Source organism: Photorhabdus viridis (genome assembly GCF_040256935.1).
GTDB classification, from domain to species: domain Bacteria; phylum Pseudomonadota; class Gammaproteobacteria; order Enterobacterales; family Enterobacteriaceae; genus Photorhabdus; species Photorhabdus viridis.
Genome location: NZ_JBEJZY010000010.1, coordinates 102,545 through 121,216 on the forward strand (window position 1 = coordinate 102,545; position 18,672 = coordinate 121,216).

Annotated in this window: 5 protein-coding genes and 2 pseudogenes; all 7 read left to right on the plus strand. The window is 45.5% G+C overall.

Features of this window, described 5'->3' with window-relative positions:
* Window positions 1-698 precede the first annotated feature (698 nt).
* Window positions 699-12,470: an MARTX multifunctional-autoprocessing repeats-in-toxin holotoxin RtxA gene (gene rtxA, locus ABR397_RS06095; protein ID WP_350304920.1), complete on the plus strand. Its 11,772-nt coding sequence runs from the start codon at window positions 699-701 to the stop codon at window positions 12,468-12,470.
* A 209-nt stretch (window positions 12,471-12,679) separates the two neighbouring features.
* Window positions 12,680-12,871 (plus strand): annotated as a pseudogene (locus ABR397_RS06100) (hypothetical protein); the annotation flags it as partial.
* Window positions 12,864-13,105, plus strand: a pseudogene (locus tag ABR397_RS06105) (type II toxin-antitoxin system death-on-curing family toxin); the annotation flags it as partial. The pseudogenes ABR397_RS06100 and ABR397_RS06105, both read left to right, overlap by 8 nt.
* Before the next feature lie 754 nt (window positions 13,106-13,859).
* Complete coding sequence (locus tag ABR397_RS06110; protein WP_350304921.1) at window positions 13,860-15,218, plus strand: VRR-NUC domain-containing protein; 1,359 nt, start codon at window positions 13,860-13,862, stop codon at window positions 15,216-15,218.
* Between the two features lie 15 nt (window positions 15,219-15,233).
* Window positions 15,234-16,379: a DUF3396 domain-containing protein gene (locus ABR397_RS06115; RefSeq protein WP_350304922.1), complete on the plus strand. Its 1,146-nt coding sequence runs from the start codon at window positions 15,234-15,236 to the stop codon at window positions 16,377-16,379.
* Between the two features lie 36 nt (window positions 16,380-16,415).
* Window positions 16,416-17,561, plus strand: a complete 1,146-nt coding sequence (locus tag ABR397_RS06120) for a DUF3396 domain-containing protein (RefSeq protein WP_350304923.1) — start codon at window positions 16,416-16,418, stop codon at window positions 17,559-17,561.
* Window positions 17,562-17,597: 36 nt separating this feature from the next.
* Window positions 17,598-18,672, plus strand: a 1,075-nt coding sequence (locus ABR397_RS06125; protein ID WP_350304924.1) for a DUF3396 domain-containing protein, incomplete at its 3' end; no start/stop codon positions are given.

Here is an 18,672-nt window from a genome sequence, read left to right on the forward strand (position 1 = left end):
TTATTGGCATAAAAATGCTTGAGTCAATGCACGAAACGCATAGAAGCGGCATATTATACATGCCAAGCGATAAGACTGAGTCTGAATCTATGTGCTTCTGAAATTTCTGTTCTTAAGCAGAACTAAGGTTAATTAATTCTCTATACTAATAAGTATCATGAATAATGAAAATGGCTCACAGAATAGGTGAGCCATTTTCTTACATATGAATAACGAGTGGTTATTATAGATTTCTCGTTAACTAATTGTTATTTATTTGATGAATTTTTTTGCTAAAAAGTAGGATGTTATTATCTAATTTACTTACATGACTTTAATCGTTATAATTTTTAATGATTTTATGGTCATGGAATGAAGTAATTGGTTGTAATTAATAAGAATTTATATCTTAGTTTAGAAATGATTTTATTATATTCACTGTATTTTAGTTTCCTTTTGGAAGAAGACATTTACGTTAAATGCTTTTGAATTTTTATTTATTTAATTTTTCTGGGGTAAAGTAGGATAATGGATAAAATAACTTTGAATTGGTTTTTTATATAAGGGATATAATTGGTTTTTATTATTGGCACTTTTCCTGTTAAAAGATCAGAAAATTTGAACTGTTTCGTAGGAAATTGAATATCCAAAGCAACCGCTGTATTCATCAAATGCTGTGGTTTTCTGCTTAACCTCAACGATAAATTAAAGGATTATTTATGGGGAAATCATCAAATAGAAGTACAGAGTATTTCTTTACTGGAAAATATTACGACGACAATGATGGTAATAATATTACTGCTATTGGTGTTGGGGGTGATGTTTATGCTTATAGCGGGGATGACAATGTTACTGTTGGTTCATTTAAAGTCGATGTATACCATACAGATGGTGACCTTTCGGTAAAAGGCGCTTCGGGTTACGCAGGTATTTGTAAAACAGGAAATGGAGGTTTGTCATTTGCGGGTGCAGCAGGTGCGGCTTTCATTGATCATACGGGTGAAACGGGGGATTTGTATTATTCGGGGGCTGCCGGCTATAACAAACTGGTTCGTAGAGGCTTATCGGGTGACACCCGTTTTAAAGGGGCAGGTGGATATAATGAGTTATGGCATGAAACTGACCAGGGTAATTTGTATTTTGTCGGAGCAGGAGCGGCTAATGATATTGATCGTACTTGGTTTAATCATTATCAGGGAACTCAGGGGGATGTGACATTTAATGGCGCGGGTGCGGCAAATAGCATCAATTCGCAGATAGAAAGTGGTGATATCACTTTTGAAGGTGCCGGTGCGGATAATCATATTGTGCGGAAAGGCAGAGAAGGCAGCATTATCTTACGTGGCGCAGGGGCATCAAACCGCATTGAGCGTATACGCCAAAGTGAAGATGTGTATAAACAGACTCGTGGTGATATCACTTTTGAAGGTGCCGGTGGTTATAATAAACTCTATTCCGATATTGCCCATAGCAATATTCATTTCTCTGGTGCAGGAGCTTATAACGAAATTACCCGGGTGGGTGTGGAAAATGAAATAGAGTTTGCTCAAGCTCAAGATATTATCATGACATCGGCGACAATGGAGGGGCTTTGGATTCAGCAATATCAGCAAGTTAATGCGATTAAATCCACCATAGAGCCTGATACATATCTCTTTGCATGTGCCGATAGTATTAGTACTAAAGTTATTGCAGTGCGGCTTCAAAATAATCCTGAAACCGGTAAGCTCTATTATTACGCCACCTGCTGGCATAAAGAAGGAAATCATCTTAAGGAGTTAGCGGCGGAAAGGATCTCAGTAAGTAATGGATTTCTTCCGATTAAAAATGAAGGTGCTATTGGTCTTTCCAATATCAGTCTTGTTTATCGACAAAAAAACACGATACATGGCGTCGAGAAAGAGTTATTAACAAGTAAGTGGGTAACTTATGCCGGTGGTACGAAGATTAAAGCAGAAAATGTCACATTGAGTGATGCCAAAATGGGAGGATATGCAATATCTTCGGATGGTTCGAAAATTGATGTATCCGCAGTTAAATCAAACAATCTGCCGAATACTTATGTGTATGCGGCCTTTTTGGAACCCTATACCAAAGTGGTTGAGGTTAAACTGGAAAATGATTATGGAACAGGGCAACTAAAATATATTGCCAGATCTTGGTATAAAAAGGGTGACTATACTGATCGTTTAGCGAATGAAATATTTTCTTATCCTCGTGGCTACAAATCAATCGGAGCGGGTTATACGTTAAGCCAGCTTCACTATGATTTAAATGTTGATCGCAGTATTACTGATCATTTAACTTATCTTGAAGGTTATTCTGAACAAGATGTTACCCAATCATCAATAACCAGTGGTGATAGCTCCGGCGATATTTATTTTAGCGGGGCAGGTGGTGGGAACGTTATTACATCCAGTGTTACAGACGGTGATGTTAATTTCAACGGTGCGGGGGCGGCTAACGTTATTTTGCACAGATCAAAATTCGGTAATACGCATTTTGAAGGCGCTGGCGCCGCCAATGTCATTGTGAAAAGCGGTGAAGAGGGCAATCTGACATTTCGTGGCGCGGGTTTAGCTAACATCCTTGTTCACCAAAGCCTGCGGGGAGAAATGAATGCTTACGCCGGCGGTGCGGCAAATGTTCTTGTGCGGATTGGTGACGGGCGATATCTGGCTCATCTTCTGGCTTATGGCAATATCTCGATCCACAAAGGTCATGGTGATAGCCAGGTACAGATGTTAGGAGGTTACAACACCCATACCCAAATAGGTGATGGCAGTGCGAATTGGTCAGGGGCAGGCGGTTTTAACGTCATCACCCAAGCAGGAAAAGGGAATCTCTCCTCGGTACTTTTGGGCGGTGCTAACGTGCTGACTAAACTCGGTGCGGGTGATCTGGTTGCTGGTATGCTTGGCGGCGCTAACATTATCACGCATCTCAGTGATGAAATTGAAACATCAGACACCACGGCGATAGCACTGGGCGGAGCCAATATTCTCACCAAAAAAGGATCGGGCAATACACTGGCGGTAATGAGTGGCGGTACAAACGTACTGACTCACATCGGTGACGGCAACACGACTGGGGTCATGTTGGGTGGCGCCAATATCCTGACCAAAGTAGGCGACGGCAATACGACCGGGGTCATGCTTGGGGTGGGTAATGTGTTTACCCATGTCGGTGGCGAGCAGACATTGGCTGTCATGGGCGCCGCCGGCAACATCTTCACTAAAGTTGGAGATGGCGCTGCGATTGCGGCTATGCTTGGTGCGGGGAACATTTTTACTCATGTTGGCAACGGTGACGCGTGGGCGCTGATGGGGAGTGCCGCAAACATCTTTACTAAAGTGGGTGATGGCGACGCATTAGTACTGATGATAGCCGCTGGTAACGTGTTTACCCATATTGGTGATGGCGTCAGCGTTGCCTTGATGCTGGCAAAAGGCAATATCGCGACCAAAGTGGGTAACGGCGTAACGCTGTCGGCGATGATTGGCAAGGCGAATATTTTTACCCATGTGGGTGATGGCAATACCTTTGCTGCCATGATTGGCGGCGCCAATGTGTTGACAAAGGTCGGTGATGATCTGACGGCTGCCTTGATGGTGGGTAAAGCCAATATCTACTCGCATGTGGGTGATGGCGTCAGTATTGGCTTGTTTGCCGGTGAGCTGAATGTCATGACTAAGGTCGGCGATGGCGCAACGCTGGCGGCAATGTTTGGCCGGGCTAATATCATGACTCATGCCGGCAAGGGGTTAACCGGTGTTTTGGCGCTGGGTGAGGCCAATATTGTCACCAAGGTGGGTGATGATTTTATGGGGGTTGTCGCTGCGGCGAAAGCTAACGTCATCACGCATGTCGGCGACTCGGCGACCGCGGCTGTACTGCTTGGCAAAGGCAATATACTGACGAAAGTGGGAGATGGCACGACAGTTGGCCTGCTTATTTCCGATGTGGGTAATGTCATGACACATATTGGTGATGGCGCAACCGTGGGTTTCGCCAAAGGTAAAGCCAATATCATCACTAAAGTGGGGAACGGCACTGGGGTGAACGCCGTTTGGGGGGAAGCCAATGTCCTGACTCAGGTGGGGGATGGCGATCGTTACAACTTTGCGAAAGGTAAAGCGAACATCATTGCTAAAGTGGGGGATAAGCAGGAAGTCACGGTCGTTCAGGGTGATGCCAATATTATCACCCACATCGGTAACGGTGATGACTACACGGGAGCCTGGGGCAAAGCTAACGTTATCACCAGAGTAGGCGACGGGCGTAATGTGGTGCTGGCTAAAGCCGACGCAAACATAGTGACTCAGGTTGGTCAGGGTGACAGTTTTAATGCGTTGTGGAGTAAAGGCAATATCGTTACCAAAGTGGGTGATGGTATACAGGTTACCGTTGCGAAAGGCGAAGCCAATGTCACGACCACGGTGGGGAATGGCTTAAGTGTGACTGCCACGCATGGCGACCTTAATATGAATACCAAAGTGGGTGACGGTGTTTCAGTTAACGTGGTGTGGGGTGAATATAACGCTAACACCAAAGTCGGAAATGGTCTGAATGTGGCGGTCATGAAAGGCAAAGGCAACGCCAATATTCATGTTGGTGATGGTCTGGGTATCAACGCCTCTTATGCCCGCAATAACGTGACGATTAAAATTGGCAACGGTGATTTTTACAGTTTTTCTGTTGCAGAAAGCAACAAACGCTCTTCCCTCTTTGAAAATATCAAACAGACTGCGTTAGGGGTGGGCGGCAGTCAGGCGATCAACTATCTGGTTCAGGGTGATGAAGCTAACACGTCTGGGACACATAAAGGCAGAGGCGCAATTAACTTAGTGGAGGTTTCTGCAATTGATGGTTTTCAGATGGATGAAATTGCGCCGGTAGATTCAGATTTAAGCAGTCGTCTCGGTGGTTCTGTAACCGAGGTGGAAGGGCCTGATATTGATTCAATAGAAAGCGCTTTAAATCGAAAAACAGGATCGGCGCCAAGCTGGAATGAAAACTTGATCGTCAATGGTAACTTTGAACAAGGTGGTTTGGGGTGGCAGTCAACCAATGATATTGAGGCATACAGCCCGGCGAGTGTTTATGGTCTTGATAATACCGGTTATGGCGAACGAGTCAGTGAGCTTGATGTTGATAAAAACACCACTATTTGGCAGGAATTGCAAAATCTGTCTGAAGGAGAAGTGCTTTCACTGACTTTCGATTTTGCAAGTCGTTTAAATGAGATAGGTCACGATCTCAGTGACAATGGAATAATGGTGTTGTGGAATGGTGAGTCTGTATTCTCAGCTTCTGGGGAACGGGCTATATGGCATACGCAAAAACTCGATTTAATGGCAAAAGCGGGTACTAACCGGATTGAATTTAAAGGTACAGGTCAGGATGATGGATTAGGCTATATCTTAGACAATGTCGTTGTGAAATCTAAGCACCCACAACAAACCAATGCGGTTACCGAACACGCGAAACAGGATAAAGCGGCGCAAAATGCGCTAAATGATAAAGAAAAAGCTGAAAAAGATCGCTTACTGCTGGAGCAGGAAAAATCTAAGCAACTGACAGCTATTGAAAAATCGCAATTCCAATTGGAATTAACGGATAAGAAAGCCCTTAACCAAAATGGATTGAGGCAGCGCAATGCGATAGAAGCAGAAGCGCAAATGGAGACTGACAAACTGCTTTCCATGACTCAGGGCCTGGAGGTGCTGGATGATTATGCCAATTACGACGGTGAGGCAAGTGACCAGCGGCGTGATCAATTTGCTGCCGAGTTTTTGGAATGTGTTCAATATAAGTTGGGTGATACCAAATTTATTGCCCAGAAAAAATTGGCAACTGCTCAACAGTATATTACTGATAACCAACAACAAATAGAACAAACGGTTGCTAAATCAGCAGCAGGTGTAGAAAAAAGTGAACAGCATCGCGCCAGTGCAAAACAAGATATTGCCGACGCCCAGAAAAAAGCCGGGTTAAGAAAAGAAGAGGCGTTATCGCAGCAACAGCGGGCCGAAAAAGCTGAAGATGACGCTAATATTGCGTATCAGGACGCGAAAAAACGGGGTGAACGCGATACGGCTACGGCTGAAAGTAAAATTGTTCAGGTACAAGCAGATGCTAAAGGCGCTAAACAGCGCGATTCCAGACCTGATCGCGCTGGGGCTGGTGGTAGTAGTTTATCTGGCAAAGCCTGCGAATCAACAGGGGCAGGGGAAACCGGTAGCCATATAGATCCCGAATCTATGCCGGCAGTTAAAGGCAAATTCTACAAGGGATTGACCGAAGAAGAGCTACAGGCGCTGGCGGGCGCTAAACAAGCGATTAATCGTCTACAGATAAATGCAGGCGTTCGCACAGCTTTGGATACATCAAGGTTTGCCAAAGCACAAGCTGACAACATGGCGGCGCCTACCTTAAACAACCCAGGTGAGTTTGTTAGAAGATCCCTGCGAATTTCGGGCGTTGATTTGCAATCGTTAGGGAATGACTCGCAAGGAGAGCAGCATAATTCCGTTATTTTTGACAAGCTAAAATTTAATTTATTGAAAGAAGGAAACAAGCTGTTTATCAATCCCGGAGTGGGAACATTAGGCCGGAAAAATCAGCTTAGCAAAGCGCTGATCGCTGTACGTGAAATTTTCAACAAAAAAATGATATCTCATTTTGATGAAGAACATGTGTTGCAGTTTGAACAGGCGCTTTCTCATTGGCAACAGCGTAACCCAGCGGAATTTGCCCTGCATAGCAGTCAAGTGGATTTAGTACGCTTTAAGATAGGCCGGATGATTGAGCACTTGCAGGCCCAGAGAGCCGAATCCGTTGGGATCCTTGGGATTACAGTGGCGCCTCAACATACTGAACAACTTAGTCCGCAGATAATACTTGATGGTATTGGACGTGTTGTGGGTCTGAAAAGCGGTGTAACACAAGACGACATTGATCGCCTTATGAAATGGCAAATTACACCGTTAACCCGAACGAACTCAATTGCTGAACGGGAAGCGCCTAGAACCGAAAGTGAAAGCCTCATTGCTTTCATGAGCCGATTGGAAGAGGCTGATATCCCGGAAACTACGCCTTTGCTTGAACGAGCCAGGGAACTCTGGCTCACCGGGCAGGTGACATCCAAAAAAACCATCAGGTTATTTAATGACGCCGCCACTCAGTTAAAGGCATATCCTGAGTTACATGCTTTGGTGCTTTCATTGCAGACTGATGCCCGCAGAAAAAAGGCGACCACTCAATATATTGATAACTTATTTGGCCGCCGTTTTGATTCAGAATTGGCCCATGCGTTGGTGAAAACCGTGTCACCGGATGGGATCGCGGCAGCCAGACAGACAGGCCAATTCCTGGTGCAGGAGTTTGAACAATGGATGCACAATACCTCTGTTGCACCCATGCGTGATATTGCCATCAGAATGCAAGCCTTCGCCAATACCATTAAGAAGGATATTCGCCCCTGGTTCAGCCGGGTACCTGAATTGACTACATTCCTGCAACAGCCGACCTTTGATAACTTTAAAACCATGATGACCAAGGTGGATAACGGCTTTGAAATGATCAAAATACCGTTTCTGGCGGTGAAAATGTCGAACGTGGATGGCATGGGGTTGAGTTCATCTCAATGGAAGGCGGAAGGGGATATTTTCTATCGGGAAGAAATCTACAAGGCCCGTTCGACCAGCAGTCAGTTAGCTAAATGGGCTGGTGTAACACACAAAGTGAAGATAACGGAGCAGAAAACCAATGATTACGGTATTGCGCTGCCTTACCAGCCATCAGGTGATCGGTACGAAGACTTTCTATCTGGCAGGAAGGTTGCTGCGGGCAGAATTCTGACGCCCGGACATGAAACAGCGCTTGAACGTAACGCGCTGGAGCAAGGACATTCCGTCGTGACGGGGGCTTCTGGTTCGACCAATATCATGGTTCACCTCAATAAATATATCGCCAGTCAAGATCCCACTTTCCCGGTGGGTCAGGGGTATCTGAATACATTGGTGTTCCTGGTGTTTGATGGCGGTCATTCAGTTAATGAAAGTCTGGTTGTTTACAAAGCGTTACAGGCGACCGGTAATGAACGCAGGCAGGTACTGCAAAACTACACAGCCAGTTATATGGACCTGATGGATATCGCCGGAGATAAAAGGAATCTATGGATAAGTCAGGCATTAAATAGTGCTTTTGAGAAAACTCAGCACCTCTATCGGCAATATGATTTGGAGAAAAAACAGGGTGGTTCTCCTGTGGAAGTGTTACAAGCGTTATCTGACAAAAATAACGTTTCAGAGTCAGTAGTAATCAGGAATGATGATGCTCCGCCACGCGATAATGAATCTTTAGATCCGCTGACTCAATTCTTTAACGGCGAACTTTATGGTCTTAAAGAAGATCGCCGTTATATCAGTGATGAGACTCAGGCGAGCTTGAACGAGGCTGTTGATAATGGCAAATCAAGCAAAATCACCCTAAAAGGCGGGCAGGGGCGTTTAACTGGCTATTATCATCTGGGTGACGTAGAACCTGGCAGTCCTTCAACAACGGCAGCGAAAAAAGTGGTGCTTTTTATTCATGGTTCAGGTTTATCCACTGAAGAACAAGCCGGCGCTATCCAAAATCATTATCAAAAGCAAGGTATTGATATGCTTGCCATCAATATGCGTGGCTATGGTGGCAGTGATGGCGGGCCAAGTGAAAAAGGGCTCTATCAAGATGCCCGGACGATGTTCCGGTATTTGGTGAAAGATCGCGGAATTGATCCGGATAACATCATCATTCATGGCTATTCCATCGGTGGGCCGGTCGCGGCTGATCTTGCCCGCTATGCAGCGCAAAATAATCAAGCAGTGTCTGGTTTGTTACTCGACAGACCGATACTGAGTATGGCTGAAGCCATAACAGCGCATGAAACACCAAACCCTGGCGGCATTACTGGGGCATTGGCAAAAGTGATGAATGGGCAGTTTTCAGTAGAAAAAAACCTTAAAGGTCTGCCGATCAATACACAAATCATGTTATTGACTGACAATCAAGTGTTGGGCCATGAGGGGGAAAAGTTACGTGCGAAACTGATGGCTTCCGGTTACCCCGTATCGGGTGAACAAACCTTCTATGGTCATGAAGAAAGCCGTGCTTTGATGAATCAATATGCAGACAGAATAGTATCGACTTTCTCTGGCGCTCAAAATAAACATCGTGATGTGATAAAGCACCTTGCGCAAAAGAGTGAAGCTAGTGGGACTCGTTTTGATGGTCATATCATTATTCAAATGGAAAATGACCCGATTGTCGCGAAAGCCGCGATCAATCTGGCGGGGAAACACCCGAGGTCCAGCGTCGTCGTTAAACTTGATTCCGACGGTAAATATCATGTTGTTTATGGTGATCCCGACAGATTATCAGGCAAATTACGCTGGCAGATTGTCGGTCATGGTCGCGATGAATCGGCCCAAAATAACACACGTCTAAGTGGCTACAGTGCCGAAGAATTGGCGATAAAACTGAAACAGTTCAAACAGAACTTTAGCCAGGTGGGTGAACCTGAACGTATCAGTATCGTAGGGTGCTCACTGATTAGTGATGATAAACGGGATGGCTTTGCCTATCGTTTTATTGCTGCTTTAGATAAACAAGGTATCCGTAGTGAGGTTTCAGCGCGTTGCAGTGAAGTTGCGGTTGACGCGACAGGTCGTAAATTTACCCGCGATAAAAATAATCAGTGGGTTAACAAGCTGGACGATAACAAACTGGTCTTGCGCTGGAATGAACAAGGTGAACTGGCGACCAGAACAGAAAAAGTTCGTCGTGGCATTGCAGAAAGTGATATCAACCTTGCCAAGGTGGGGGACACAGAGGCTGATGCCGTAAGCAGAGGGACAATTGCGGATAACGTTAATGTTTTCACTGCACCGGGGAAGCGCAAAAACAGGATTGAAGTCAGCTCAAACCTTCAGTCGGATAAACTGCTGACTTACTCCGGCAACATTCAGGTGAATGTGGGTAATGGTGAATTTACCGCGATCAACTGGGGAACATCAAACGTGGGTGTCAAAATCGGGACCGGTGGTTTTAAATCACTGGCTTTTGGTGACAACAATGTGATGGTTCACATCGGTGATGGTAACAGTAAGCACAGCGTCAATATTGGTGGTTATCAAGCGCTTGAAGGGGCGCAGATGTTTATCGGTAACCGCAACATCAGCTTCAACCAGGGCCGCAGTAATGACCTGATAGTGATGATGGACAAATCAATCCCAACGCCGCCGTTGGTTAATCCATTTGATGGCGCTGTTCATATTACAGGTGTACTGAAAGCCATTGCGCATTCTGGTGAAGAGCGGGATTGGTTGGCGGCACAGAATCGGCAATGGACGCTGTCTGGCGCGAAGAAATTTGTGCGTGATATGTCTGGTCTGGACCAAACCAGCAGTGTGGACTACAAAACGTTGGTTGATTTGGATTCGCAACATGAACGCAGTAGCCGTGGCTTAAAAAGTGACGGGGAAGCTGCATTGAACAAGAAATACAACCAATGGTTAAGCAGTCACGGCAACAATATTGATACGGGCAAAATGAGCCGTGCAGATAAATTCCGTCAAGCCAATGAAAAGTTGGCCTTCAATTTTGCGGTTGGTGGTCAGGGGGCGGATATTCAGGTTACAACTGGTAGTTGGAACTTTATGTTCGGTGACCATATACAATCGATTCTGGATACCAACCTGGGTTCACTGTTTGGTTTAATGACGCAACAATACTCGACAACCGGTATGGCGCGGACCACGTTTACCTATGACCTACGGGATTTACCGCGTCAGCTTAAGAACAAACTGCTTGGCCGATTAGCGAGTGTCAATACAGATACCACCTTAGCGGATATCTTTGGTGTGGATTACACTGCGGAGGGGCGGATTGTTTCCCGTACTGGCGAACGTGTTGATGGCAAGGCTATTTTGCAAGAGATGCTGTCAACTATTGGGGAATTCAGTGATGATCAACTGCGAGCCTTTACTGATCCGGATAAATTAAATGAGGGTTTAAAACAGAACATCAAGATGAATGCGGATAGTGTGGAATCCTTTTTTGTGAGCCATGGCCTGAAAGAGAAAGCGCCTAATGAACATCAGGAAAAAAGATCGCCGGTTGCCATTAACGGAGGGAAGATACAGGTTGATGACCAATCAGAACATGCATTTGGTTTTAATTCGTTGAACTTGCCTAACCTGTTTGCGACGATATTTAGCGAACATAAGCAAGAAGAGATGAAATCATTAGTCACCAATTTGAAAAAGAATCTGACCGCAGATCTGCTCAACATGAAGCAGAAAACCTTTGATTTTCTGCGTAATAGCGGTCACTTGCAAGGGGATAGCGATATCCATGTATCGTTGGGAAACTATAACTTCAACTGGGGCGGTGATGGCAAAGATCTCGGTGCTTATCTGGGAGACAACAACAACTTCTGGGGTGGCCGCGGTGATGACGTTTATTACTCAATTGGTACATCCAACATCTTTACGGGTGGTGAAGGTAATGACCTGGGCGTCCTGATGGGACGTGAAAACTGGATGTTTGGCGGTCATGGGGATGACACTGCGGTGGTAGCTGGACGCATTAACCATGTCTTTATGGGAGAGGGGAATGATCAGACATTTGTCTTTGGCGAAGGCGGCTTTATTGATGCTGGTAAAGGCCAGGACTACGTTGTGACTTCCGGCAACTATAATCGGGTGGATACCGGGGAAGATCTGGATTATGTCGTGACCATCGGTAACAACAACCGGGTTGAATTGGGTGAAGGCCATGATTTTGCCAGAGTGTTTGGTAATGACAACCGCATTGATGGCAACACAGGTAACGATGTAATTAAGCTGATGGGCTACCATGCGGTGATTAACGGTGGAGACGGCGATGATCACCTGATAGCGACGACTATTTCGAAATTCAGTCGGTTTGATGGCGGTGCGGGGCAGGATTCGCTGGTACTGGGGGGATATCAAAACAGTTTCCTGGGCGGCGCAGGTGTAGATAGCTTTGTGGTCAGTGGTAAGGTGATAGAAAGTCAGGTTAATGATATCAGCGCAGAAGATATGATTGTCTTTAACGATATTGACTGGCAAAACTTGTGGTTCCAGCGCAGCGGATATGATTTGGTGTTATCAGTCAATCGTCATACTCAGGATGGAACTGAGCAGGGCATATTTGAGTCAGTGGGTTCCGTCAGTTTTAATAATTACTTTAATGGCAATCGTGCCAAAGTAGTGACTCAGATGGGGCGTAAGGACAGATCAGGCGCACGTGAATTTACTGCGCTTTCTGATAATGCGGTTGATTCCTTGATTCAGGCCATGAGTGGTTTTTCCCCGACAGCGGGTGATAATGGTTTTATTGAAAGCTTGGACAGTAAATCGAAAGCTGCCATTACGGCGGCGTGGACGGATACCACGATGGGAAAAGGGAAATTTGCCTGATTAATTTGCTAATAAGTAAGTAAAAAAGTTGTTGTAAGAGTAAATAGCATACTTAAAGAACAACCATATTGTTGAAACAACAGAAATAAGTTGTTGTTGAGTATGCTATTGAATTTCCCGTTCATAGTCATTGCCGTGTCTACATTGAGTGAATTCAGTTTATTTTTTCTTTGCTATAGTGTGTACATCTCAACTTCACGGATGCTAGGGCAAAACTGTCCGATGTTCACAAAACCGCGGTTGGCGGTGAGCCAGTGATCATTCGCCATAAGTCATTTGGTAAGGCGGTACTCATTTCGGAGGCTGAATATCGTGAGTTTGCAGCCAATAAATTAAAGCAGGACGTAACGGCAATATTTGACGAATTTGATGCTGAACTTAGGGAATTGAGCGACCGATGATTTTACATATTTCTGCTATTACCTTGTCGCCATTGCCAGAGGTCATATTTTCGCTGATGGAAATAAGCGTACTGCTTTAACAACAGCTCTATTCTTTCTGAAAAAAATGGTGTTATTGTTCAAAGAGCGCCGGAACTGGTGGAGCTAACAGTATTAGCGGCAACTGGTGATGATGTGAGAGATAATATTGCTAAATGTTTCTTCAAAAATAGAATGAATAATTGTCTTTTGTAATTGGTTGTCTATTTTTTTCATTGGGTAATTAACAAAGAATTGTTATTGATTATCCAGTGAGGAAGTAATGAATACGGCTTTTTCTGTTATTGAGCCAGTCAGCCTAAATACTGAAATTACAGAAATCATCTATTGTGAAGAACTAAATAAAGTGTTAATAATCACTACACAGCTTACGTCAATACGGTCAGAGAATTAGAATAGAAACACTTAAAGCATATATCGCCAGCCCAAATACACCTGATTAATATCCTGGCGATTTTGAGGTTTTAGATTTCCCCTGCATTAGGTGAAGATGTACGGAGCTTTTTATTAGTTACATATGACAGATAGCGATTAATTGGTTGTTTTTGTGATTTGTATCACATTTTCATTATGTTCATATGATACAAAACGTGATTTTATAGTCATAAAACTCAGAGGACGAAATTCTCTATTATTTATTTCCACGCTACTCAGCTGGACGTTGTTTATTGTTCTCTACAAATGCTACGTATTCAGAGCCACAAAATTGAAACACTGGCTTGGTAATATGAAGAAGCGCTGCACGGCGCTATTTAAAAGAACAGAACGTGATTATTCGTTTAATGGCCTCTATCGTCATGACGCCGTTTCAGAATTAGGGTTCAATCATTATATAAGGTTTCAAATATGGATGGATTAGTCTTTACCTGCCCCCATCGAAGAAAACCTTATACCGAGCCAGCGGTAATACGCCGGTAGAGTATGTTATGGAATTTACGGAGAAATAAGTATGACAATATCCAACAGCGGTAAAATGTGCCCGGCCGTTACCTCAATTAACTGTACGATGGAAATCGGGGTCTTTCCGGCCGATGAAGACCCCTGCTATTTGGCGGAAAAAGCTGAATATGCCCTGCGTCTGCCTGCGATGATTGTGACTAAACAGGGGGCGATCCGCTTTCTTAATCAAATCATTATGAGTGGGTTGATTAAGGTTGAAGAGCTTAAACATGACTTTTTATGGTCCTATAAAGCGGAAGTGGTGTTTGCTATCAGAGGAAAGCAGGATGTTCCTCTGCCTATGCTGGCGACCAGTCAAGTCTCTAAGCAGCGTTATGGTGATAATTTACCGCAATCCAGTAACCCGTTTGCCCGGCCTTCTGCTGACGATATGGAAAAATTTGGGGTTGTTGGTATTCGCCGCCCCGATATTATTCTAGTCAAAGAGGACGCTCTCCGCTGGCCGGGCAGAAATGCCACCTATTTCGATGGTTCTGTTCACCCTGATAATTTGAAGATGTTGATTGAGGTGAAATTTCCGGGGGATGATCTCTCTGACGAGCAAGAACAAGATTATATGCTAATTGCGACAGAAAAACGCTTTGGCGTGATGCGTGTCATGGATAATCGCACAGAGGAGCAAAAGCAGTACGATGAAGCGTGGCGAAAACATTACCAACCCGGTTCCCAACACTATAAAAATCCTATACCACTGGCCCCACTGCCACCCGGTTCGCCTCCTGATGATGAAGCTTTACCCGTACCTCCCGAAGAGGGCGTGCCGGGTACGATCCCGCAACCCCTGACAAAAAATCCACCACTTCTCAGCACTTCCCGTTGGTCTTTCTTACCCAGCTATGAAGACTGGGTTATCCTCGGACAGGAAGTGGCTGGTCTGGCCGAAAATGGGTTGAGTTATGTCCGCGACAGTACCCGTGAGCTCCTTGCCCAGTTTGGTACCTGGTTCAATCAAGCCGGCAAGTGGGTGTGTGAAGAAATTATTGACCCAATAAGCCATCAGGTCAGCTACGTTTTTTCCTGGGTTAATGAACAAACGGGAAAAATCGTGACCTGGACGGAGAGTGAGATAAAAGCCCGGTGGCAAACCGTGCAACAGGGTTCAGATATCACCTTGGAAGATCTAAAAAACATGAGCTGGATGCAAATATTAAAAGAGGTGGGTGAAGGAATGCTGGAATTGGTTGTGATTATTGCCGAAGTTGCCGTTGTTATCCTCGTCACCCTTGCCGTCGCTGCCGCGCTGATTGAACTGGGAGAAATTTTAATCGCTGCTGCTGCGGTAAGCGCTGCGGCATTAGCCGCCATCCTGGCGATGTTGGCGAGTGTGACATTCGCTACCGCCTCATAATGAACGGAGAAAATTATGGATACTAATGATTACTTTGCCCAATTGAAATCCCAACTGACCTCTTTTCTTTTTATCAATGGCGATGGACTGACTGTGTCCCGTCTGGGTCTCTCGATAACCCTATTTTTTAAACAGGGCTACACTCAAGAGAAAAAGCAATGCATTCTGGCCTGCTATCGCCGTTTTCGCGAAGAGTTTGGTACCCACCTGCGTTTTCATCGTCATTCACTGAAGGGATTAAAAAAATATTCCCCAGAAAATATTGCCAAAGTCGAAGAAGGTATTCTTAATCGGAAAAAAAACCAGCTTTCTAGTTGGGTAGTCAGTGACGCTAAAAATATTTATGAAGCCCCTCATTATCTGATGCGTTACCTGGATTCCCGAGAAATTGATGGTGATGACAGTAGCTCTTACCTAAGCCTGACACTTCCTTGGGATTATCTGAAAGAGCAAGACGGCATGACCAAATTTATGGCCTGGCTGGAGTTTCTGTGCGAACAACTCGAACCGGACAGTGGAGATTGTGGCTACAGCCTGGTCATCCCCAGAGATTACCATGACTATTTCCCCTTAGAGTACCAGCTAGCGCAACGTTACCCTTCCTTGCAAGTGAACTCGGCGGTTCATACTGCGGTATTACAGTATGAACATTCCATCCGCGGTATTAATTGGATCACCCTGCTGTCCAAACGTTTTGTAGGACAATTGGGCGGGGAACACTGGATACGTACAATGCTGGCCCGCTACACAGATGTGGTGATGAGTCCTTATCGCGATGGTCTGATAATCCAGGCTGGTAAATACCCGGACTTGACGCCCCTGCCGGGCAGTGTCCCGGAGAGTTATTTTGCCATTAACCAACTGATACGCCCGATACGGGTGATCCCCCGTGAAGGTCATTCACTGCATTTTTATGGTGCCGGTCATTTTAATACGGTTTCCACACTGGCCTGGTATGCCCGTTATGACCGTGGACCTTTGCATGTGACCCCGCTGAGAGGCGGCAATCCTGCGCTAGTCAGTGGATTCTGGCGAACCGACAGCATCCCTGACAAGCAGTATTTCTTTGCGCAGGGCGCGATGGCTTTTGATATTCAGGGCGTGGAGTCGGGCACAACGATCTGGCACCTGATACGGGAAGGAAAAAATATGTGGGAATAACGGATTATCCACTGTCTCATCATGAACGGAGAGAATATGGAAACTTTGGATTACTTTGCCCAGCTGAAATCCCAACTGACCTCTTTTCTTTTTATCAATGGCGATGGACTGACTGTTTCCCGCCTGGGTCTCTCAATTACCCTGTTTTTTAAACAGGGCTACACCCAGGAGAAAAAACAACGCATTTTGGCTTGCTACCGACGCTTTCGTGAAGAGTTTGGCACTCATCTGCGTTTTCATCGTCATGCACTGAAAGGGCTAAAAAAATATTCCCCGGAAAATATAGCCAAAGTGGAAGAAGGCATTCTTAATCAGAAAAAAAATCAGCCTTCTACGTGGGATATTAGTGACGCTAAAAATATCTATGAAGCGCCTCACTATTTGATGCATTACCTGGATTCCGATGAAGCTGATGGTGATGATGATAGCTCCTACCTGAGTCTGGTGCTGCCCTGGGATTATCTAAAGGAACAAGAGGGAATGGCCAAATTTATGGCATGGCTGGACTTTCTGTGTGAGCAACTCGAACCCGACAGTGGGGACTGTGGTTATTGTCTGGTCTTACCCAGAGATTACCATGACTATTTTCCCTTAGAGTACCAGTTAGCGCAACGTTACCCTGCATTGCAAGTCAATTCTACAGTTCATACTGCGGTATTACAGTATGAACATTCCATCCGCGGTATTAATTGGATCACCCTGTTGTCCAAACGCTTTGTAGGACGATTGGGTGGGGAACATTGGATACGCACAATGTTGGCCCGCTACACAGATGTGGTGATTAGTTCTTACCGCGATGGCCTGATAATCCGCGCCGGTCAATATCCGGACTTGACCCCCTTGCCGGGCAGCGTGCCGGAGAGTTATTTTGCCATTAACCAGCTGATACGCTCAATACGAGTGATCCCTCGTGAAGGCCATTCTCTGCACTTCTATGGTGCCGGTCATTTTGATGATATTTCCACACTGGCCTGGTATGCCCGTTATGACCGTGGACCTTTGCATGTGACCCCGCTGAGAGGCGGCAATCCTGCGCTAGTCAGTGGATTCTGGCGAACCGACAGTATCCCTGACAAGCAATATTTCTTTGCGCAGGGCGCGATGGCTTTTGATATTCAGGGCGTGGAGTCGGGCACAACGATCTGGCACCTGATACGGGAAGGAAAAAATATGTGGGAATAACGGATTATCCACTGTCTCATCATGAACGGAGAGAATATGGAAACTTTGGATTACTTTGCCCAGTTGAAATCACAACGGGTCGGTTTTACTTTTACCAATAGAGATGGGCTAACCGTTTCCCGCCTAGGTATCTCGATTACCCTGTTTTTTAAACAGGGCTACACCCTGGAGAAAAAACAGCGCATTCTGGCCTGTTATCGCCGTTTTCGCGAAGAATTTGGCACTCATCTGCGTTTTCACCGTCATGCACTGAAAGGGCTAAAAAAATATTCACCGGAAAATATAGCCAAAGTGGAAGAGGGTATTCTGAATCAGAAAAAAAACCAGCTTTCTACTTGGGATATCAGTGACGCTAAAAATATCTATGAAGCTCCCCGCTATCTGATGCATTACCTGGATTCCGATGAAGCTGATGGTGATGATAGTAGCTCCTACCTGAGTCTGGTGCTGCCCTGGGATTATCTAAAGGAACAAGACGGCATGACCAAGTTTATGGCATGGCTGGATTTTCTGTGTGAACAGCTCGAACCCGACAGTGGGGACTGTGGTTACTGTCTGGTCATGCCAAGAGATTACCATGACTATTTCCCCCTGGAGTACCAGTTAGCGCAACGCTATCCCTCCTTGCAAGTGAACTCGGCAGTGCATACCGCCAAATTACAGTATGGTCATTCTATCCGGAGCATGAACTGGATCACCCTGTTGTCCAAACGCTTTGTAGGGCGATTGGGTGGGGAGCACTGGATACGCACCATGTTGGCCCGCTACACGGATGTGGTGATTAGCTCTTACTGCGATGGCCTGATAATCCGCGCAGGCAAATACCCAGACTTGACACCGCTGCCGGGCAGCGTGCCGGAGAGTTATTTTGCCATTAACCAGCTAATACGCTCAATACGAGTGATCCCCCGTGAAGGCCATTCTCTGCACTTCTATGGTGCCGGTCATTTTGATGATATTTCCACACTGGCCTGGTATGCCCGTTATGACCGTGGACCTCTGCATGTGACCCCGCTGAGAGGCGGCAATCCTGCGCTAGTCAGTGGATTCTGGCGAACCGACAGCATCCCTGACAAGCAGTATTTCTTTGCGCAGGGCGCGATGGCTTTTG